The 19,689-nt window shown below is 58.6% G+C and carries 17 protein-coding genes and 1 pseudogene; 6 read left to right on the top strand and 12 right to left on the bottom strand.

The genetic code is table 11. The annotated features are described in order from the left end of the window. Positions 1-7: 7 nt before the first annotated feature. From FSY45_RS23465 to FSY45_RS23430, 8 genes are all read right to left on the bottom strand, one after another. Complete coding sequence (locus FSY45_RS23465) at positions 8-1,162, bottom strand: transporter substrate-binding domain-containing protein (protein WP_187427601.1); 1,155 nt, start codon at positions 1,160-1,162, stop codon at positions 8-10. Positions 1,163-1,183: 21 nt separating this feature from the next. Further along, a complete protein-coding gene (locus FSY45_RS23460) occupies positions 1,184-2,728 on the bottom strand; it encodes an ABC transporter substrate-binding protein (RefSeq protein ID WP_137923804.1) in 1,545 nt (514 codons plus the stop codon). Positions 2,729-2,760: 32 nt separating this feature from the next. Then, positions 2,761-3,444 carry an urease accessory protein UreF gene (locus tag FSY45_RS23455; protein WP_255443419.1) on the bottom strand — a complete coding sequence of 228 codons (684 nt, stop codon included), beginning with the start codon at positions 3,442-3,444 and terminating at the stop codon, positions 2,761-2,763. Positions 3,445-3,454: 10 nt separating this feature from the next. Next, the gene (locus FSY45_RS28525; protein WP_171020325.1) at positions 3,455-3,766 is read right to left on the bottom strand and encodes a hypothetical protein; all 312 of its coding nucleotides are present in this window, start codon (positions 3,764-3,766) and stop codon (positions 3,455-3,457) included. A gap of 263 nt (positions 3,767-4,029) precedes the next feature. Then, positions 4,030-4,845, bottom strand: coding sequence for an urease accessory protein UreD (locus tag FSY45_RS23445; protein WP_137923801.1), 816 nt, complete (start codon positions 4,843-4,845; stop codon positions 4,030-4,032). After that, positions 4,842-5,456, bottom strand: coding sequence for an urease accessory protein UreG (gene ureG / locus FSY45_RS23440; protein WP_137923800.1), 615 nt, complete (start codon positions 5,454-5,456; stop codon positions 4,842-4,844). The genes FSY45_RS23445 and ureG overlap by 4 nt, the downstream gene beginning before the upstream one ends. A 15-nt stretch (positions 5,457-5,471) precedes the next feature. Continuing rightward, entirely contained in the window at positions 5,472-7,187 is a 1,716-nt protein-coding gene (ureC, locus tag FSY45_RS23435; RefSeq protein WP_137923799.1) for an urease subunit alpha, read from the bottom strand. Positions 7,188-7,189: 2 nt separating this feature from the next. After that, positions 7,190-7,888, bottom strand: coding sequence for an urease subunit beta (locus FSY45_RS23430; protein ID WP_104670286.1), 699 nt, complete (start codon positions 7,886-7,888; stop codon positions 7,190-7,192). Between the two features lie 476 nt (positions 7,889-8,364). Between FSY45_RS23430 and FSY45_RS23425 the strand changes: the two are divergent. The 6 genes and pseudogenes from FSY45_RS23425 to FSY45_RS23400 form a co-directional block, all read left to right on the top strand. Next, positions 8,365-9,198 (top strand): annotated as a pseudogene (locus tag FSY45_RS23425) (IS5 family transposase); the annotation flags it as partial. 776 nt (positions 9,199-9,974) lie between these two features. After that, positions 9,975-10,793 carry a phosphonate ABC transporter ATP-binding protein gene (phnC, locus tag FSY45_RS23420; protein WP_020200553.1) on the top strand — a complete coding sequence of 273 codons (819 nt, stop codon included), beginning with the start codon at positions 9,975-9,977 and terminating at the stop codon, positions 10,791-10,793. Positions 10,794-10,795: 2 nt separating this feature from the next. Beyond that, complete coding sequence (phnD, locus tag FSY45_RS23415; RefSeq protein ID WP_004629229.1) at positions 10,796-11,656, top strand: phosphate/phosphite/phosphonate ABC transporter substrate-binding protein; 861 nt, start codon at positions 10,796-10,798, stop codon at positions 11,654-11,656. Between the two features lie 12 nt (positions 11,657-11,668). Then, positions 11,669-12,466, top strand: a complete 798-nt coding sequence (gene phnE, locus FSY45_RS23410; protein WP_009238668.1) for a phosphonate ABC transporter, permease protein PhnE — start codon at positions 11,669-11,671, stop codon at positions 12,464-12,466. Between the two features lie 24 nt (positions 12,467-12,490). After that, a complete protein-coding gene (locus FSY45_RS23405; RefSeq protein WP_009238667.1) occupies positions 12,491-13,501 on the top strand; it encodes a phosphonate dehydrogenase in 1,011 nt (336 codons plus the stop codon). Continuing rightward, positions 13,498-14,382, top strand: coding sequence for a LysR family transcriptional regulator (locus tag FSY45_RS23400; RefSeq protein ID WP_004629222.1), 885 nt, complete (start codon positions 13,498-13,500; stop codon positions 14,380-14,382). The genes FSY45_RS23405 and FSY45_RS23400 overlap by 4 nt, the downstream gene beginning before the upstream one ends. 217 nt (positions 14,383-14,599) lie before the next feature. Here the strand turns inward: FSY45_RS23400 and FSY45_RS23395 are convergent, their stop codons facing one another. The 4 genes from FSY45_RS23395 to FSY45_RS23380 are packed head-to-tail and all read right to left on the bottom strand — an operon-like array spanning position 14,600 to position 19,435. After that, a complete protein-coding gene (locus FSY45_RS23395) occupies positions 14,600-15,082 on the bottom strand; it encodes a hypothetical protein (RefSeq protein WP_094478839.1) in 483 nt (160 codons plus the stop codon). After that, a complete protein-coding gene (locus FSY45_RS23390; protein WP_094478837.1) occupies positions 15,079-17,007 on the bottom strand; it encodes a hypothetical protein in 1,929 nt (642 codons plus the stop codon). Before FSY45_RS23390 ends, FSY45_RS23395 begins: the two co-directional genes overlap by 4 nt. Further along, positions 17,004-18,497, bottom strand: coding sequence for a site-specific integrase (locus tag FSY45_RS23385; protein WP_104670284.1), 1,494 nt, complete (start codon positions 18,495-18,497; stop codon positions 17,004-17,006). The genes FSY45_RS23390 and FSY45_RS23385 overlap by 4 nt, the downstream gene beginning before the upstream one ends. After that, complete coding sequence (locus tag FSY45_RS23380) at positions 18,494-19,435, bottom strand: tyrosine-type recombinase/integrase (RefSeq protein ID WP_222864881.1); 942 nt, start codon at positions 19,433-19,435, stop codon at positions 18,494-18,496. Before FSY45_RS23380 ends, FSY45_RS23385 begins: the two co-directional genes overlap by 4 nt. Between the last annotated feature and the right edge of the window lie 254 nt (positions 19,436-19,689).

The following is a 19,689-nucleotide window of genomic DNA, read 5'->3' as shown; positions in this document are numbered from 1 at the left end:
GCAGAGTTCACGGACCCGGAGCTTCGGCAAGCGTCTCGGCACCACCATAGCTCACCAACCACGGGTCGGGTTGGGCGGCTTCGCTCGCCTGCCAGAGTATGTCGAACTGGTCGCGGCCATTCCAGCGGCCAATGCGCGGCGTCATCCAAGTGTGATTGTTGTCGTAGTCGACCACCATCTGACCCTGCGGTGCCTCAAATGGCACACCTCGCATCGCGTCGATGATGGACTGGGTATCCATCTCTCCAGACTTCTCGAGAGCACGTGCAAAAAGATGGACGACGCTGTAGGCTGCGGCGGCAATCTGGGAAACCGGCGCCTGCGCACCAAATGCGCGCCTGAAGCCGTTCACAAAGCGCTGACTTGGTGCAGTGTCGAGGCTTGCGAAGAAGGGTGCCGACGTTATATGGCCGGCGACTGGGGGCTTCGGCAAGGCGAGCATCTCCGCCTCGGTGATGTTGTGGCTGGCAATCGGGATGGAGCCATCAATGCCTGCATTGGCGCAGGCCTGCAGAAGATCGCAGATCGACTGGCCCACCAGCGCACTGAATAATATGTCGGGCTTCAATTCAACCACACGCTCCACTAACTGCGCCATGCGCGCCGCATCGGGCTGTAGAGGGAGGTACAGTTCGTCGAGCACGGCCCCCCCTTGGCGCTCGACCAGATCGCGCATTACGCGATTTGACTCGCGCGGGTAGATGTAGTCGCTGCCGACAAGCACGAAGCGGCGGGCCCCGCTTCGCAGCAGATAGCGAGCAAGTGGAAGGGTGTTTTGGTTGGTGGTAGCGCCGGCGTAGATCACGTTGGGAGAATATTCGAATCCCTCATATAGGTCCGGGTACAGGAGCAGACCATTGCGCCGCTCGAAAGTGGGCAGCACAGCCTTGCGGCTCAGTGAGGTGCAGCATCCGATTACCACGTCCACGCCATCTTCGGTGAACAGTCGGTCCACGCACTGACGATAGAGGGCAAGATCGCATCCCGGGTCATAGGCCTTGGTATTCAGCAGGCGCCCACGCACACCGCCGCGGGCGTTGATCTCTTGGAGAGCAAGCGTGATTCCCTGCACATGCTGGCGCGAGGAAATCGCAGTCGGCCCATCGAGGGAATAGAGCACGCCGAGGATCCAGGGCTCCGGGTTGTGCGTGATAGGGGACATGGTCGGCATGCTTTCGGTCATTTAAGTGAACCGTACGCGCCGAAAGTCTTGCCAGCACTGGTTCACTGTAGTCAGGCCAGTGACACGGGGCGAGCATGCGATCATCCCTCTTGCCGAGGTGACCAGGGGCAGGATGGGGAGGGTCTCCATGACGCGCGCATCAGCGGCGCGGTAAAGCGATTTTCGCTCTTCAAATGACAGGGTACTCCGCGCCTGATCCAGCATCGTGTCGAGTACAGGATCGTGGTGGTACCCGGCATTGAACCCGCGTGGGGACATGTTGCGGCTGTGCAGGACCTGAGATAACCACACGTCGCACGACATGGCCCAGCTCATCTCGCTCATTGCGACGCCCATCGGTGCGCCTTGCCGCCATTGATTGCAATAGGCAACCCATTCATCTTGCAAGCTGACTTCCAGTCGGACCCCGACCGCAGCGAGGTCGTGTGCGATTCGTTGGAAGATCGCTCCAGGATCGAGTTGCGCCGAGCCCGCGCGTGCGCCAATGACATGCAGGACCAAGCCCTGTGGAACACCAGCCGCTGCCAGTAAGGCGCGCGCCAGATCAGGGTCGTAGGGATAGCGTTCCAATGCATGCGCATCATGCGCTGGCGCACCCGGTGGAATCGCCGAGGTTGCAGGGCGTACAGTTCCTGGAAAGAGCGCGTCACAAAGCGACTTCCGATCAATGGCATGTGCAATGGCCTGGCGTACCCGGCCATCGGATACCCATGGGTCACGTTGGTTGAACACCAAGTACCAAAGGTACGGAGGGGAAAACGCAGGCACGTTAAAACCGCGCGCCAGCAGGTTCTCCACATCGGTGCCCTCGAGGCTGTAGGCTACGTCCACCTGGCCTTCCATCAGGGCCCGCACGCGATCCTGCAGATCGGGAATTGGAAGGAACTGGATGGCATCGATCGCCGGCGGGCCATCCCAATACGCCGCGTTGCGTCGAAGTTCCACGGCCGATCCGCCCGCGGTCTCAAATCGACGATGGAACCGAAAAGCCCCGGTGCCTGGGGCGCGATCTGCGCAGCCATCCGGTCCGAATTCTCGGATCGCCTTAGGGCTGATAAGTGCCTGCGAGCCGGGCGCGTCTTCCTGCGTCATGTAACGCAGAAATTCCGGGAATGGTTCGCTCAAGCGAAACTCGACTGTCATCGAGTCCCGCGCGTGAACGTGGTCGATGAGCCCTACCCCTTCGCGATTGAAGTCAGCAGCGACATGTGAGTAATAGGGAGAGGCCGGATCGCACATCCTCTGGTAATTGAGGACGACGGCATCCGCATCCAGCTCGGCGCCGTCGTGAAAGCGTACGTCTCTGCGAAGTTTGAAGATGAAGTGGCGGGCATCGGGCGATTGCTGCACCGATTCGGCCAGCCTGGGCACCACTTGGGTCGGCGCACCGGTTGAACCGGGGGGCATATGGAAATCATCCTCGACGAGGCTTTCGTGCGTTTGCTGCACGACGCGGCCAGTGTTCCAGCCGCCGAAAGAACGGGGTGGGTCGATTTCGTCCACGGCCCAGTCCAGAGCCACGCGCAACATCCGGTCATTTTGCATCTATGAAATGCCTTCAAGGGGGTTTGTAGGAATCAGCTGGCAAAAAGCCGAGCGTCGTCGCGGGCATGTCGCATGGCGGCAACCTCAATCCCAGCGGCCGCGCTGCACGACATCTCCTCAAGACCTGTGCGCAAGGCGATTCGCGTAGCTTTGACGATGTGCTGGGACAGTTCTGCCAGCATGCCCTGGCAGGCTGCAGACGCGAGGAGGTCCAGACGAACCGCGGCCGACAGAATCATGGATGCCACTCCGCGCATTTCGCACAGCACTGCGTGTTCACGATCGATACCTGCAGTGGCCGCAATAGCGCCGGAAACTACCGAGAGATGGCCAGGCGACTTTTGGGCGGCGATCTCTGCGGCGTATTCGGTCAACAGGGCCTGCGCTCCAAAGGTGGTAGCCATGGCCGCGAGGCGGCTGCCGCAGCGGCGGGACGCGGCTTGCGCTGAGGGCGTCTGCTTTAGCAGGTCGAGCCTGGCGTCTACCCCGCGCAGTGCGGCGAGGTCCTGCGCCATCACCGCGCCATGCGCGAGAGCGGTCGCAGTGCCATCGGAGCGAGCCGCCCCGTGGATCAACGCAGAGACCACCATCTCACGCAGCGTTTCGCGGGTCTGCACGCGTCCGTCTCGAATGAGCCTTTCCAGGCCCATCGCATGTGCATGACGGCCAATGGGTAGTGCCGAGTCCGACAGCTGCATCAGTGTCAGCATGCGCATTGCAGCAGTCTCATCCATCGTGGCGTGCATGTGTCGAATGCGGATGCAAATGCGAACCGTGATCCAATCGTTGGGGCGGGTGATCGTGTGCGGCTGCGCCGCAAGCCGGTGGACATTGGGCAGCAAACGGCAGATGGTCGAAACGCAGCTGAAGTCCGGCCAATCCCAGCGCCAACACGGGTCGGGAGGCAAGTTCCGGCGTGTCAGTGACCGGGACGATGATCTCGCCCTCAGACAGTTCGCAAGGGCTGTGCCGATTGCCCAGCGCATGGCCGATGCGGAGCGTATCGGCGGGTGTGAGTTGTGCCAACCCAATGACCATGACCGGTTCCGGTGGGCGGGTGACAACAAGCAAGCGACAGCCATTGTCGTGGAGTACCGCGCCATCAAACAACCAAGCTGGCTTGGGGAGATCCACAGCGATGGCCGTACCGTGCTCTCCGCGAAGCAGCACGCGCCGGCGTGCCGCATCCGCGGCGGGTACCGGTACCCGCTCGATCCAGCGTCCAGCGAACTCTGGCGCACCCACCCGGCCGAGGATTCGCGCTGCAATAGGTGGGTCAAAGTGTTGTTCAATCATTGGAGTTACTTTCGCAGTTGAGGTGCTGGACGGCCAAGCAGGCAGCGGCGCATGAGATCCCACGTGAGCTGCATTGCGTGGCGCAATAGCGGTGAGTCGTCGGCCAGCAAGCGGGCAACGACGCCATATCCAGAAGCCAATGGGGAGGCCCCACCGTAAACTCCTTGCACACTTGCGATACCGGCGTGGACCCTGTCCGCGAGTTCTGCCGCACAACCTTCCTGCGTCAATGCGAACAGCGTCCCGACATAGCCTTGCCTGCCAAGTGCTCCCTCCAGCCACGGATCCGCCTCATCAGGGCAAAAGGTTGCGGCGTCATGGAGGATCGAAGACCCTTCGACGCAGACCCGCAAGCGCAGCGCGAGCAACTGATATGCGTGACGCTCGCCGCTCGCGACACGGCCTGGAGCCAGCGCGTCGGCGATGATCGCCCGCCCACCGGATGCAAGCTCGACCAGGGTGTGCTGTCTATGCATCGAGCGCGCATGCGGTATCAGCATGTCGGGAATGGATTCGAGAAAGGCCCCTTTCCCCACTGAAATGTGCGAGGTCTGCACCGACAGGGTATCCCCTTGCAGTCGCGTGGCGGACGGTGTCGACAGACAAAGCTCAGCGCCGTCACCCAACGCCACGTCGAGGTGCAAACGGTCGCCGCCAAATACCGATCCAGCCGCGTTTTGTACATATATGAGAGCGCCCGGACCGGCGTCGAGCGGCAGCACAGCGGTGGTGGTCAACGGGTAGCGCTGCTTACGCTCCACCAATCGGGTACGGCCTTGGCGGTCGCAGGCCAGACGAAGTTGAAGCAGGCCGTCGGTCATGTACGGCCATGCCCGAACAGTGCCGAGCGCCTTAGCTCCTCGAAGACTGCGCGTACACCCTCACCGCGACGCAGATCCGTGAACAGCGAGGGACGATTGGGTCGAGCTATTGCCACATCGGCGCGGATGCGGTCGAGGTCCGCGTCAACGTGGGGAGCTAGGTCGATCTTGTTGACCACCAACAGGTCGGCTCGCAAAACGCCTAGTCCACGCTTGCGCGGTATGTCGTCCCCGCCAGCCACGTCGATGACAAACATCCACCAATCCACCAGTTCACTTGAAAAAGTAGCGGCCAGATTGTCGCCGCCACTCTCGATGAGGATGACGTCTGGCTGAAAGCGCCGTTCGAGCCATTCAACGGCCTCGATGTTGACGGACGGGTCTTCGCGAATGGCGGTGTGCGGACAGGCCCCACTCTCGACGCCCAACACCCTATCGGGATCGATCAAGCCGGATCGACGTACACGCTCCGCATCCTCTCGCGTAACCAAGTCATTGGTAATAACTGCCGTGGAAATACCCTCCTCGGCAAAAATGGGGAGCAGGCGCTCCACGATGCGCGTCTTGCCGCTGCCAACCGGACCGCCGATGCCTAATCGCACCACAGACATTTCAGATCCCTTTGTTCACTTGAGCATGTAGGAGGCCCCCAGCGTCACTCGCGTGGCTGGAGCGCTGATCAGCGTTTGGCCATCGATGTAGACGCGGAAGGTTTCTGGATCAACCCTGATATCGGCCAACAGATCGTTGTAGAGCATATTGCGCTTGGTCAGTCCCCGTGTGTCCGTTACGGCCACCAGAGCGGATTTAAGGTCGAGCCTGCGGCCGATGTCTGCAGCGATGGAAGGCGGCGCGACAAAGCGCACGCCCAGCGCCTGTGGCGCACGACCGAAGCAGCCCCACATGGGCCGGTAGCGCAACGGCTCGCAGGTCATCAGAGATGCATTGGCTTCCCCAAGCGGTGCCCATACAGGGAAACCCGATTTCATGACCAACTCCGGTTTGATGCCGAAACTGTCGGGACGCCAGAAAACCAGGTCGGCCAACTTTCCCGGAGCAATGGATCCGACCTCGTGATCGATGCCGAACATCTTTGCAGGGTTGATCGTGTACTTGGCGATGTACCTCAGGATTCGGTGGTTATCGGCGCCCGTGCCGAGGTCCTCAGAAAGACTGCCGCGCAGATCACGCATGTGCTCAGCCAGCTGCCAGGTCCTTGCGATCGTCTCGCCAATGCGCCCCATACCCTGGCTGTCAGAGCCGATAGCGCTGATTGCTCCTAGGTCGTGCAATACATCTTCGGCGCCGATCGTCTCGCGGCGGATACGACTCTCCGCGAAGGCAACGTCCTCCGGTAATCGAGGATTCAGATGATGGCTTGTCATCGCCATGTCGAAGTGCTCGTCAAAGGTGTTGACCGTGAACGGATTGGTTGGATTGGTCGAAGACGGCAACACATTCGCCTTGCCGCAAATGCGGATGATGTCGGGCGCATGCCCGCCGCCCGCGCCCTCGACGTGGTATGCATGGATGCATCGGTCACCGATCGCGCGCAAAGTATGCTCGATGAAGCCCGATTCGTTTAGGGTGTCGGTGTGCAGTTGGATCTGGCCACCGCCAATGTCAGCAGCCTGGAGTGCGGCGTCGATGACGGCCGAACTGGCGCCCCAGTCTTCATGGACTTTGAGGCCGGCGGCCCCAGAGGCGAGTTGTTCAATCAGGGGCGCCACGGTGTGTGACGCAGCCTTGCCGATGAAGCCGAAGTTCACTGGGAACGCCTCAGCCGCCTGTAGCATCAGACCTAGGTTGGTTGTGCCGGTTGAGGCGATCGGAACCGTGGTGGGACCGAGTCCCCCGCCCATCAAGGTCGTGATGCCTGCGCACAGGGCCTCATCCACCTGACCCGGGTCGATGAAGTGGACATGGCAATCGATGCCTCCGGTCGTGACGATCAATCCTTCGGCGGCTCTGATGTCGGTATTGACCCCGACGATAAGCTGAGGGCTCACGCCATCCATGATGTTGGGATCCCCGGCCTTGCCAATACCAACAATCCGCCCTTGCTTTATGCCGATGTCCGCCTTGATGATGCCGGCCACCGCGTCGATGATCAGTGCGTTGGTGACGACAAGGTCGAGAACGCCGTCCGCCGCTGTCATCGCGCCGTCGCAGCCAGTCCCTGCACGGATCGTCTTGCCGGCACCAAAAACAAGTTCGTCGCCGCCATGACAGTAGTCACGCTCGACCCGGGCCCATAGCCCTGTGTCGCCGAGGCGGACGCTGTCGCCTGAGCTGGGGCCGTACAGTTGCACGTAGCGTGAACGTTCAATGGTGAATGCCATGCCTAGTCCTGGATAAACGCGACAAGCCGGGTCATTGCTGCGCAGCGCACCGCCGGGTCGTCGAGTGCTCCATTGATCAGGCCCGCCAAGCCGAACACGCGACGCGCACCTCCGATGGCCACAAGATCAACATCTCGCGCATCGCCGGGTTCGAAACGTAGTGTGGTTGCCGCTGGTATATCCAAGCGCATGCCGTACGCGGCGGCGCGATCGAACCGAAGTGCCGGATTGACTTCGAAAAAGTGATAGTGCGAGCCGATCTGTATCGGCCGGTCACTGGTGCTTTCCACTCGAAGGCGCAGCGTAGGCCGGTTCTGATTGACCACTAACGGTTCTTCGACCAGGCGCCAGCGTGGCTCGACTTGCGGTGCCGCATTCGACGGCCCTTTTGCCTTGGCTGGCCCTATTGGATCGCGAACGCATACCAGCTTCTGCCCGTCAGGGAAGAAGGCTTCGACCATGACCACGTCGATGCGCTCGGCCACGCCTGCCATCAGGTCGTCCTCGTTCAGAAGCGCGCTGGCCATGGACACCATATCCGCCACAGTCCCTCCCTGGCGCGCCCCCTCGCAGATGGCGTCCGCGATCAGCGCCCGCGCCTCCGGTTCGGTCAGCTGCAAGCCCTTCTTGCGGCGAGCCTGCGCTAGGCTTGCCGCCTGGTGCAGCAGAAGGCGATCAATCTCACGAGGAAAAAGGCGCATTGCAGAATACCTGTGGTCCAAAAACAAAAAGCCCTAGCTCCGCCGTCAGGCAGTGAAACGAAGGCTACGTAGCCAAAATGGGGCGGCAGCCCTGCCGCGGTGCATGGAACGCTCCAACTCAATGGCGCCCGTTGTTGTTAAGCACAATTTGTGCCACCTGAGTGAACAGACGGTGGACCCTGCCAGGTTTCCACGGACATCCATCCATGCCGCCAGCAGCTGCTTTCCTTTGTGACGGGGGCCATGGATCCGATGGACGTGTGCCTGCGCACGCGATGGTGGAAGCCCTCTATCAGTCCCAACCAAGCCACGCTGCAAAGCAGACATCGACACAGTCATGCTTGACACCTTTTCGGGATTCCCGCCAGTACTTGTGAATGCTCAACTCGCGATAACGCTACTTATCGCGGACAACAAAAAAGGCGCTTTGAGCGCCTTTTTTGCGTCTGGTGCCACCATTCGAGCTACATGTATGTCCACCGTTTGCTGTGGAAACGATGCTGCGCATCCACTTTTTGCAGCAGTGGTTCAACTTGTCTGACCCGGCGATGGAAGAGGCGCTGTACGACACGCCGATGTTCCGTGAGTTTGTCCGGCTGGACATGGGGGAGGACCATCTTCCCGACGAAAGCACCATCTTGCGGTTTCGCCATCTGCTCGAAGCTCACGATCTGAGCTTGCAAATCTTGGCAACCGTCAACGCCACCCTCACCGCCAAGGGTTTGCTGCTCAAGCAAGGCACGGTCGTGGATGCGACGTTGATTGCCGCGCCGAGTTCGACCAAGAACGGCACAGGCACGCGCGACCCTGAGATGCACCAGACCAAAAAGGGCAACCAGTGGCACCACGGCATGAAGGCGCACATCGGCTCGGATGCCGATTTGGGGTTGGTGCACAGCGTGACCACCACGGCGGCCAACGCGCACGACATCACCCAGGCACACGCGCTGTTGCATGGGCAAGAAACCGACGTCTTTGCCGATTCGGGCTACCGGGGTGTTGAAAAGCGCGCAGAAATTCAGGCCAAGCACCCGGATGTGAAATGGCACATCGCCATGATGCCTGGCAAGCGAAAGGCCATGGACAAGAACACGCCCATGGGCAGCATCCTGGAGCAGTTGGAAAATACCAAAGCCAGCATCCGCGCCAAGGTAGAGCACCCGTTTCGTGTCATCAAGCGGCAGTTCGGCTACGTCAAGGTCAAGTACCGGGGGCTGGCCAAGAACACGGCCAATCTGATGACGCTGTTTGCACTGTCCAACCTGTGGATGGTGCGCAAACGACTCTTGAATATGGGGGCGCAGGGATGAGTGCGCCCAAAAACGGCCAAGGGGTCGCGACTGGGGTTCAATTCGCCCTGAATCTGCCCTTTGAACGCAAAAAAGTGTCGTCATCTGAAATAACAGCCGCCAGTCGCCGCGTCAGCGGTGGTTGTGCAGACCATCCTTAATTATCCAGGGCGCCTGGATTGGCCTGATCATACTTTTCATTGGATTTGCAGCGATCGGAGTGTTCAGCTTTGGCAGAGCAGGTCGTTTGCTGCGCGACACGCCAGGGTGCCAGTGCGATTGGCCGCCGCCCCACCATTCGCCGAGGCACATGGGAGCACCGGCCGCTGAACTGAAGGTCGGCTTGATGCTGGTCTGCGCAAGTGCGCCCCATGGGTGTGACCGGCACCCAACGCTGCAGAACTGCCGCTCACCAGGCATGGACAGCTTCAGGCTGTACTCGGTCATTGATGTTTGCGATCTGACCGACTGCGTTTGCCGCAAGAAGTCATTCGGCGGGCATCGACTTGATTGACCGCTTGACCCTCAACACCAGTCGTTCGATTCATGCCCCCGAGATGGAGTCACGCGAACGACCGGTCTTGGTATTGATGGCTTGCCGCTCCCGACCCATAGCAGACGTCTATATTTGGCATAGATAGCACAACTTATTTCCCTCACAGGCACCCGCGACCATGCCACAAAAATGACATCAACGAGTCATCAGGGTGTCATATCACGACATTACCATCGCTGCAATTCAGATTCGTAATCAGGTCATCATTTTTGATTACGAATTCAAATCTGCCGGAGGTGTCATGATCGAACTACAGAATGTCTCAGTCAGTTATGGTGATGCGATTGCACTGTATCCCACCACTCTCAAACTCCATCAGGGACAGTTCACCGTATTGCTCGGATCTTCCGGCGCTGGAAAATCCACGCTACTTCGCTGTATTAATTCGCTGCATGCGTCGCAGCGCGGCACCACCATTGTCGCCGGCTTAGGAAATTTGGCGAACTCGCGTGCATTGCGCATGCATCGCCGACAGACTGGCATGGTGTTTCAACAGCATCAATTGATTGGCCGACTGACGGCTTTGCAAAACGTTTCGATGGGCCGAATGGGCTACCACACGGCATTACGCAGTCTATTCCCCCTCCCGGCGAAGGATCAATCCATATGCTTGCAAAGTCTGGACCGAGTCGGCTTATTGCACAAAGCCTTAAGCCGTGTCGACGCATTGAGCGGCGGCCAGCAGCAACGCATCGGTATTGCCCGGGCTCTGGCTCAGCAACCTAAACTGGTGTTGGCTGATGAACCGGTAGCCAGCCTCGATCCTGCTACTGCAGAGCGAGTGCTAAGTCTGCTGCACCGCATTTGTAAAGAGGACGGGATTTCGGCGGTCGTCAGCCTGCATCAGGTAGACCTCGCTCAACGTTATGCCGACCGTATTATTGGCCTGTCCCATGGCCGAGTCATTTTTGATGCCGCCCCGCAGACTTTGGATCAAGCCAGTTACGACACGCTGTATGAACAAGTACCCCGTTCTTCTTTGAGCGTTCCACAAGACGCTCGAGAGGAACGGCTTATCGATACTTCATTTCCCATGCAACTTGCTACCGTAAAGGATTGATTATGAAAAAACTCGCATCCGCATTAATGTCTGTCTTGCTTGCCGCCGTCTGCAGCATTGGCCATGCATCATCCAATCCCGATCCAGAAACGCTCAAAGTTGCGCTGCTGCCGGACGAAAACGCATCGACCGTAATTAAAAACAACAAGCCGCTCGAAATCTATCTGGAAAAAGAGCTGGGAAAGAAAATTGAGCTGGTGGTTACCACTGATTACTCGTCAATGATCGAAGCCATGCGTCACGGCCGTATCGACATGGCATATTTTGGCCCCTTGTCGTATGTGCTGGCTAAGCAAAAGAGCGACATCGAGCCATTCGCAGCGATGAAGCAAAAGGGTAGCACTACCTACCAGTCCGTATTGATCGCCAATACTGGCGCCGGCATCGCCAAAATCAGTGATATCGTCAACAAGAATGTCGCTTACGGTGATAAGGCATCCACCTCCAGCCATTTGATTCCGAAGTCGATATTGGCGGAAAACGGTTTGAAAGCCGGCGAAAACTATCGCGAACACTTTGCCGGTGCGCATGACGCGGTGGCCATGGCCGTGCAAAACGGTCACGCGCAGGCTGGCGGCTTGAGTAAGCCGATTTTTGAATCCCTGGTTCAGCGCGGACTGGTCGATCCCAACAAAGTAAAAGTTCTTGCCGAATCGAAGCCATATCCGCAATACCCGTGGACCATGCGCAGCAATCTGAAGCCGGAACTGAAGGAAAAGATCCGTGCAGCCTTCTTGAATCTCAAAGATCCGGAAGTCCTGAAACCTTTCAAAGCCGATGGTTTCGGCCCGATCAGCGACAAAGACTATGACGTGGTGCGCAGCCTTGGCACACTGCTCAAGCTCGATCTGTCGAAGTTCTAAGTGAGCGACAGCATGCAAGCTGATTTTGGTTTGATTCTGGCCGAGCGCCAGCGCGTATGGAACCGCACGATACTGCAGTTTGCCGTTGTGCTGGCGATTGTGATCGGTTGCTGGTATTACGTCGGCCTATTTGATGCCGAGCGATTGAAGGATGGCATGCCAAGCCTGGTAAAAATTGCCGGCGAGATGTTCCCACCGAACTTCTCGCAGGCTGGCACCTGGGTCAAACCGGTACTGGATACCTTGGCCATGAGTATCGCCGGCACGGCAATCGCGGTATTGCTATCCATTCCCTTAGGAGTGCTCGCCGCGCGGAATACTAGCCCTCATCCACTCGTGTATCAAGCCACACGCGGCCTGTTAAACGCTTTGCGATCGATACCCGAACTGATCATGGGCATCCTGTTCGTGGCAGCCGTTGGCTTCGGCGCATTGCCGGGTGTTTTAGCCCTAGGCTTACATTCGGTTGGCATGATCGCCAAATTTTTTTCGGAATCGATCGAACATGCCGATCCGGCACCGGTAGAAGCCGCGCATGCAGCGGGCTGCACGCCATTGCAGGTGATTTTTCATGGGATCTTTCCCCAAGTGCTTCCGCAAATGGCCGATACCGCGATCTATCGATGGGAATACAACTTCCGTGCTTCGACCGTGATGGGCATGGTCGGCGCCGGTGGAATCGGGTTCGAGCTGATGGGCTCTCTGCGCATCATGCAATACCAGGATGTCTCGGCTATTTTGCTGGTTATTTTAGGCATGGTTACCCTCGTCGACGCCTTCAGCTCCTTCCTGCGTCGCAAGTTCAAATAACTCCCAAAGCTTACAAAGGTTTTTATGAAGCCCAAAGTCGTCCTCACCCACTGGGTGCACCCGGAAATCATCGAATTGTTGTCCGCTAGCGCCGATGTTATCCCCAACACCACACGGGAAACCTTGCCGCGTTCTGAGGTAATTGCGCGAGCCAAAGATGCGGATGCACTCATGGCTTTCATGCCGGACAGCATCGACAGCGCGTTTCTCGAGGAATGTCCAAAGCTGCGTGTCATCGGCGCCGCGCTTAAAGGCTATGATAACTTCGATGTCAACGCCTGCACACGCCACGGTGTATGGCTTACGATTGTGCCGGATTTGCTTACGATCCCGACCGCTGAACTGACTATCGGCCTTCTTCTCGGTTTGACAAGGCATATGCTGGAAGGCGATAGGCAAATCCGTAGCGGACACTTCCAAGGCTGGCGGCCGACACTATATGGCTCTGGTTTGACAGGAAAAACGCTTGGCATCATTGGTATGGGGGCGGTCGGCCGTGCAATCGCCCAGCGCTTGGCTGGCTTTGAAATGAATCTCTTGTATTGCGATCCGATTCCGCTCAATGCCGAACAAGAAAAGGCTTGGCACGTACAGCGCGTCACGCTCGATGAACTGCTCGAAAAATGTGATTATGTCGTGCCGATGGTTCCGATGGCCGCAGAGACACTGCATCTAATCGATGCCACCGCGTTGGCCAAGATGAAAACCGGTAGCTACCTGATCAATGCATGTCGCGGCTCGGTCGTGGATGAGAATGCGGTGATAGCAGCACTGGCGTCTGGAAAACTAGCTGGATATGCAGCCGATGTCTTCGAGATGGAAGAATGGATACGCGCTGATCGCCCGCAGGCTATCCCCAAGGCGCTGCTCGACAATACGGCACAAACGTTTTTTACGCCGCATTTGGGATCGGCGGTCAAGGAAGTTCGGCTTGAAATCGAGCGGCAGGCAGCGATGAACATCATCCAGGCACTCGCTGGTGAAAAACCGATGGGCGCGATTAATCAGCCGTATCCGGGAGTAAAGGCGGCGTGATAGATCTGGAGCGTGTGGCGACGTTCATTGCCGTCGTCAAATGCGGGGGCTTTCGCGAAGCGGCGAAGCAAACTGGATTGTCCCAGCCAACAGTAACGCAGCATATCAAGCGGCTGGAGCAGTCTTTGCAGGCCCGGCTGATTGACCGCGCAACAATGCCGCAAAGCCTGACATTGGAGGGAAAGATTTTTTTCCCCTATGCGGAACAATTGCTCCGTACTAGCCATAAGGCTACGGCAGCCCTCCACAATAAAAGCCTGGTCGTTGGTGCAAGCTCCAATATCGGCATTTATCTTTTACAACCCTATATCAAGGCGCTCCAAGATAAATTAGCAAACAAGATCGATGTGAGGATCGGCAAAAATATCGAGATTGCCGCTTTGCTGGAAACGCTTGAAGTGGATGTAGCGGTAATGGAGTGGTGGGACTCACGTCCTGGGTTCGTCTCAACAGTATGGCGGCGCGAGAGGATGGTTGTCATTGTTCGCCCCGGCCATCCTTGGGCTGCCGAGTCGACCATTCCACTTAAGTGGTTAAAATCCCAGAACTTGCTTGGAGGCGAAGCGGCTACCGGAACTGGGCGCCTACTACAACAATATGCCGGTGCCGACTCGGCAGAGTTCACAGTGGGTATGCAGTTAGGTAGCACCGAGGCGGTCAAACACGCGGTCCACGCAGGGCTAGGAATCTCGCTTGTGATGGAAAGCGCGGTCAAGCATGAACAGGCAAGCGGATGGTTACATGCAATTCCGATTGAAGAAGATGTTTACAAAGATCTTTATCTCGTACATCGCTCAGAAACTTCGTTAAGCGGTCCGGTGGCAAGCCTTGCAGATTTGATTCTCCATTCTCCGGATTTAGGCTCAATAGAATATAAATAGCAAAACGAATGTCTGCTTCTGGCCGATAGCTGCCATCACAGGAACACCAACACAGTTGCGCTGGCGCTAGCTTTCTTCGGCTACATCAGCGCTCATTGCTGTTGCCACTGCGCGATTAGGTGGTGGATTGGCGACGCGAATCAGTGGAGGTTTTGTTATGCGAACGCATTGTGGATTTGCTGCAAAAACTCAACCCAGGCAGGTCGGCTCCGACCTTTCAATCTGCCGTTCCGTCTGACATCTTGACGACGCGCAAGGGCAGATGCGTTACTGGACGCTCGGCGTTGGCTGCTGAAAGGCTGTGTACCGCGTCGCCCACCGCCTTGTAGTCTCGCCAGAACCGCTCAAGTGCAGGCCCGCCTCCGGCCATTTGAACCGCGCGGATGAGGCCGGCGTGGGCTGCCACCATATGCGTGAGCTGGGCTTCCAGCCGCTTGATGTCCTGCCGGTAGCCTGCGGCCTGGTCTTGCAGACTGCCGGCGCCTCCACCTCCGGCGACGATTTTGCGTACTCCTTGCTGCTGTGCCTGGGCCGCAGCGATGAGCGCGCTTCTAGCCTCATTGCGCGTGAACGCTGAAGGGTTCTTCAACGTGCTGTGGCGCCGTGCCACCTCCCGCGCTGTGATGTCGATGTTGTCGGTGAGTAGCGTGTTGAGGATGTCGGCCAGCTCCTCGTTCTTGGGGTCTAAGAGCAGCCTCATTTGAAGATGTCCTCTTTCAGGGTGGAATGGTCGATGCCGTCTGCGAAGACGGATTGGTTCGGTTGGGCGTGAAGCGCAGCCGACACACCAGCAATCAGCCGCTCGGCATGGGCAATCTGGTTCTTGCGCCCCACGGTGGTGGCCGGCTTGCAACGAGCCGCGTCCCGCATCGCCACGAGCTTCGAGCGAAGGTCTTCAAGAGTCACCCGGTGCTCAGCGACCCCGCTGGCCGTAAAGTGCTTGCACTGGTCGAAGCACTTGAGGTGTCGAGTGCAGGGATTGACAGAGAAGCTGTTGGTGCAGAAACCGTACGGCGTGACGTGGAAGCCATCTGCGTTGGCCGCCAAGTAGATGAAGGCTGCTTCATCACCGCTCTCGTGCTGGATGCGCTTAAACGATTGCCCCAAATGGCTTTGCAGCGCCATACCACTGACGACCATCTTGCCCACCAATTCCTTGGCGCTTCCTGCGGGAAGGACCTTGGACGCTGCAGGCGGCAGTTTGACGAAGCTCAACTTCTCTGCGAGGTTGCGATGGTCATACTCGTAGCTCTGAGCGACGGTCCGTCGACCGAACTGGTGCGTAATGATGGTGTCAGGCACATTCTTACGGAACATCTCTGTGTTCATGAGATGCCGAAGACTGTGCGGCTTGATTGACATCAACTTCGACTCAGGCGACCGTCCGTACACACTGAACATCGACCGGCCTGCATGACGTCCTAGCGCGATGAGCATTCCCGGGTACAGCATCGGCTTGATTTCTGTGTCCTCTTGAAGGGGAAGCTGGAGCGGGTAAGTTCGTCCTGCCGTGCTCCGCCCCAGGCTCAGAAATAGGCGGTCGCTAGTCCAAACTGGCCTCCCGGAGGAGGTACGAAAAATCCGGCAATCCGAGTCAGGAAATCGGCTGGGGTTCTGCTGTTGCAGGCGCAGCAGCTCTCGGACGGGGCCGACAATCTCTACCATCTCAGTGACCGTTGAGACCACAACATCTTCGAACATCGCGGGCACATGCTGGTGTGCCTCAACAAGCAGATTTGGGGCGCCGTCGATGTGCTTCTCGGCGTAATAGTGCAGTCGCAAGGAGCGTGAGACGCCGCCCACCGTTCCGGCCGGGCGGCCGGTGACTATGTCGAGGTGTTCATCCCAAACCAAGCAGTCGGCGGGTATCGTCAGCACCTCCTCGATTCGCAGTCCCGTGAACAGAGCCAGTTTCACGACACCGAAGCGAACTGCGTCCATGTAGGTCTGGGGCGTCTCCTGGAAGACGATTCGCGTCAGTTCAAGTAGCGCGGAAAGGTCCGGTAGCTTCTCGGCGTGCTGGCGTTCCTGCAGCGAGCCGAGCAACGCTGACGACTCCTTCCTTTTTAGTTCCGGGCGGACTGGGCAATGAACGGAGATGAGGTTCTCGTCGATGTACCTCGCGACCGTTGAGAAGTCGCGCGCCGGCTTGTCGGACCAGGCCTTAAGGCCCAAGACGGCGTCAAAGTTTTCACGTGAAAGCTCCCACGGCGGGCATCGAACCAGAGAGAAGAGGCGACGAGCAGCTCTGGCTATTTGTTGTGTGTCGCCGGTCGAGCGGCCGCTGCTGCAGTGCTCGACGATTAGGGCTTTGATGAAGTCCTGCACGTCTTCACCGAGCACCGCGCCTTCCGGCAATTGGCTGGGGTGCCATCCAGTTGAGGCCGCCATCGCGGTCAGGTCGCGCGACACCGCAAAGCCACAACTTCCAGGGACGTGGAGGTCATGGCTTTTGTTCAACTTGCGTAAGTCCCAGTCCGTGTTAGACGTGGCGGCGCCGTTGCTGTCGAGTTCGATGTGCCAGTCAAGTCCGTGCGATGAAGCGACACGACGCATCCGGTCGATGAAGCTCAGATAGGCCTGCGGCGGTGGCGTCAGTTGAGGCGAGAGGATGTGGATGGTCATCCGTGGTTCTTGGGTCGGTCATCAATCAGGGTTAACGCCTGCTGCGCCCCCGCCAGCGCGCGCGTGAGTTGCCGGTAGGCCGGCGTCTCATCGGAGATTCCCTGCTTTAGGTACAGGCGGACTTGGTCGCGCATCCCTTCGATAGCTTCGACGTGGGATTCCCGGTCTAGGGATGGCATGAACTTCGGACAGCCATAGCAAGACGTCACCGGGTTGTAGGCGCAGCTGCTCTGACCCGCTTTGCACAGTCCCACGCCAGCAACCAGCCGATACCCCACCACAGCGCCAATCTGCTGGTCCTCAGGAGCCAGCTGTATCTCGTCGGCTGAGACGAAACTGCCGGTCGATATGTCCAAGAGGCTGTTGTAGAGTTTCGACGCACCGAGCGCCGTGTTGATGAGCTCGGCTTGCTTGAAGCTTGCCCGGATGTAGTGCGACGCGGCCTCTGCGCTCTTGTGGCCGAGGAACGCTTGGATGCTAGCCCTATCATGCCCCGCATCGGCGAGCGTTTGCGCCCCGGTGTGACGGAGCGAGCGCGCCGTGCTGTCCAGTTGCACGGAGAACCGCTTACAGAGAACCACTGCCCTGTCCCAGAAGGTAATTGGTCCGGTTGCGTTGAATAGCCGCAGCCGCCCGTGAGCGAGCGCCGTCGCGTGCAGCCTCGCGACGAGCGGAACCCACTCCGGTTTGACTTGGCGTAGCAACTCGAATTCGTTGCCTGGTGTTTGCTTTGCAGCATGGAACGAGAGCACGCAAGCAAGGTCGTCGCTTGCATCACGGAAGAAGCGGACATGCGTCACGTCGAGGCACAGCGCCTGAACTGGTCGCATACCGTGTTGGTAGGTGATAAGCAGTGCGACAGCGCCCTCCACCTGTCTGTCGGTCAAGTCGTCCTCGCTCGCCGCCGCATCCAGAACTCGAACAATAGCTGCCTGGGCGTCAACGGAAGCCACACGCTCTCTCTTGCCTATGCTTCGCTTGTTCTGCCGGAGGCCTTCCTTCACGAAGGTGTCCAAGCTCTTCACGAGAGGCATGTGAACTGCTCGCCAGTGGCCGGCGCCAGCCTTGCAAGCTAGCTTCAACACGGCCTTCGCGACGTTCGTCTCCAGCGGGTGGCTCAGCACAGTGGTCCAGGTCTCTCGCAGCTTTTCCGCAGGGGTAGCGAGCAGTTCCAAGATGGCTGGCCATTTGGCTATGAGGACGTTGGCGAAGGTCCGGAATGGTGCTGGGGAGGACGCCCGTCGTGTCAGCAGAACAAGCGCTCGCTGTAATTCGCCAACTTGACCCTCGGCGAACTCCAGCCGTACCGTGCTGCCAGCTGCAAAGACCTCCCAGTGACGGTCCGCCAACCTCACCACCGACTCCCGTCCGGAATACTTGTCGAAAAGGGTCATCAACGCGGGGGCAGCGGGCCACTTCCAGTCCAAGGGAGATTTCCCACCATGCTCGGACTGAGGTTGCGGGAGGGCGATTTCAATGGCGTGGTTCACGCAGAAATCCCCCGCATAAGACTAGTCTTTTCAGCAAACAGTGTGTTCCATGCTTGCATCAAGTCGTCCTGAATCGCCGCACGTGCGTAGTGCTCAGGCATGGCTGACCTCGCTGACCATCCGAAGAACGCCCGCATCCGTTGGATTGCCAACTCGCGGTCGGGGTTCAGCTCCATAAACATCGTGTATCTGGCCGTGGCGCAGGTGTGTCGCAGGTCGTGAGGCGAAATGTTCGTCTTGCCGCCAGATCTATCGAAGAGGCTTTGGATTGCCTCGGGTGCCAGGGCATCCGTCAGTTTCCTGAAGACCTTACTTAGTGCCTCGGCAGAGAGCGGGGCCCCCGCCTTGGTGGTCAGTAGGAAACCATGTCCGGCATCGGTAGGTCGATGCTCGGCGGCGAAGTGCTGGTAGAGCAGAGCTAAGTCCTCTGACACCGGAATTTGCCTGTGGGATTCCAGAGTTTTGATGCGTGGCGTGGTCGACCTCGGATCGTTCTCGAACACCGTGGTGATGTCAAGCCAACGAACCACCTCTCCTGACTCCGGGTCCACGTCTTCCTTCAAGGAGTCACAGGCCAACAGCAGTGCTTCGCCACGACGGAGCCCAGCCAGCAGCATTAGGTTGACGATGAGCCAGTTCCGCACGCGCGTTTGATACCCCTTGAAAGGATTTCGAGGCGAGCTGGGATGCGCTACCTCAAGGAGGTCCAGCAGCGTTGTTTTCGGCAGCGCACGAATGAAGCGGAAGCCACCGAGACGGGGGGCGCGCATCCTGCCCATGGCTGCCAGCATAGAAGCAGCTGCGGCCCACTCTGGGTTACTAGGCGCTAAGCGTTTGGCCAGCGATTGCACGAATGCTCTGACTACGCCCCACCGCTGAACATCAGTCGTGTTGTAGGCCGGGTCGGAGGTTGTCGTTAGATAGAACGACTCCACCATGAGCATCACGCCCTCAGCGTCCCGAGTGCTCATACCCTCGTCGAAGGCGTCGGCACCGAAGCGTTCGTCACAGTACCGATAAAAGCTGTCCAGATGCTGGAGGTACAGCTTTCGCGTGCTGGTCGCCTGAGAACTACTCGTGAGGCCTAGGGACCACGCCGTGGACCATAGTCTTGGCATGTGTCTCACGGGGTCAACGATGACATGTTCAGGAACTGCTTGAGTACGGACGAGCACTGGAGATAACGGTTGGG

This window comes from Comamonas sp. Z1 (genome assembly GCF_008121555.1).
Classification (GTDB): domain Bacteria; phylum Pseudomonadota; class Gammaproteobacteria; order Burkholderiales; family Burkholderiaceae_C; genus Comamonas; species Comamonas thiooxydans.
This window is presented reverse-complemented; position numbering and strand designations above follow the sequence as displayed.

Excerpts from the sequence above, each read along its gene's own strand:
- FSY45_RS23465 (WP_187427601.1), bottom strand. The coding sequence starts at position 1,162 with ATGTCCCCTATCACGCACAACCCGGAGCCCTGGATCCTCGGCGTGCTC.
- FSY45_RS23460 (WP_137923804.1), bottom strand. The coding sequence starts at position 2,728 with ATGCAAAATGACCGGATGTTGCGCGTGGCTCTGGACTGGGCCGTGGAC.
- FSY45_RS23455 (WP_255443419.1), bottom strand. The coding sequence starts at position 3,444 with ATGCGCATGCTGACACTGATGCAGCTGTCGGACTCGGCACTACCCATT.
- FSY45_RS28525 (WP_171020325.1), bottom strand. The coding sequence starts at position 3,766 with ATGGTCATTGGGTTGGCACAACTCACACCCGCCGATACGCTCCGCATC.
- FSY45_RS23445 (WP_137923801.1), bottom strand. The coding sequence starts at position 4,845 with ATGACCGACGGCCTGCTTCAACTTCGTCTGGCCTGCGACCGCCAAGGC.
- ureG (WP_137923800.1), bottom strand. The coding sequence starts at position 5,456 with ATGTCTGTGGTGCGATTAGGCATCGGCGGTCCGGTTGGCAGCGGCAAG.
- ureC (WP_137923799.1), bottom strand. The coding sequence starts at position 7,187 with ATGGCATTCACCATTGAACGTTCACGCTACGTGCAACTGTACGGCCCC.
- FSY45_RS23430 (WP_104670286.1), bottom strand. The coding sequence starts at position 7,888 with ATGCGCCTTTTTCCTCGTGAGATTGATCGCCTTCTGCTGCACCAGGCG.
- phnC (WP_020200553.1), top strand. The coding sequence starts at position 9,975 with ATGATCGAACTACAGAATGTCTCAGTCAGTTATGGTGATGCGATTGCA.
- phnD (WP_004629229.1), top strand. The coding sequence starts at position 10,796 with ATGAAAAAACTCGCATCCGCATTAATGTCTGTCTTGCTTGCCGCCGTC.
- phnE (WP_009238668.1), top strand. The coding sequence starts at position 11,669 with ATGCAAGCTGATTTTGGTTTGATTCTGGCCGAGCGCCAGCGCGTATGG.
- FSY45_RS23405 (WP_009238667.1), top strand. The coding sequence starts at position 12,491 with ATGAAGCCCAAAGTCGTCCTCACCCACTGGGTGCACCCGGAAATCATC.
- FSY45_RS23395 (WP_094478839.1), bottom strand. The coding sequence starts at position 15,082 with ATGAGGCTGCTCTTAGACCCCAAGAACGAGGAGCTGGCCGACATCCTC.
- FSY45_RS23390 (WP_094478837.1), bottom strand. The coding sequence starts at position 17,007 with ATGACCATCCACATCCTCTCGCCTCAACTGACGCCACCGCCGCAGGCC.
- FSY45_RS23380 (WP_222864881.1), bottom strand. The coding sequence starts at position 19,435 with ATGGTGGAGTCGTTCTATCTAACGACAACCTCCGACCCGGCCTACAAC.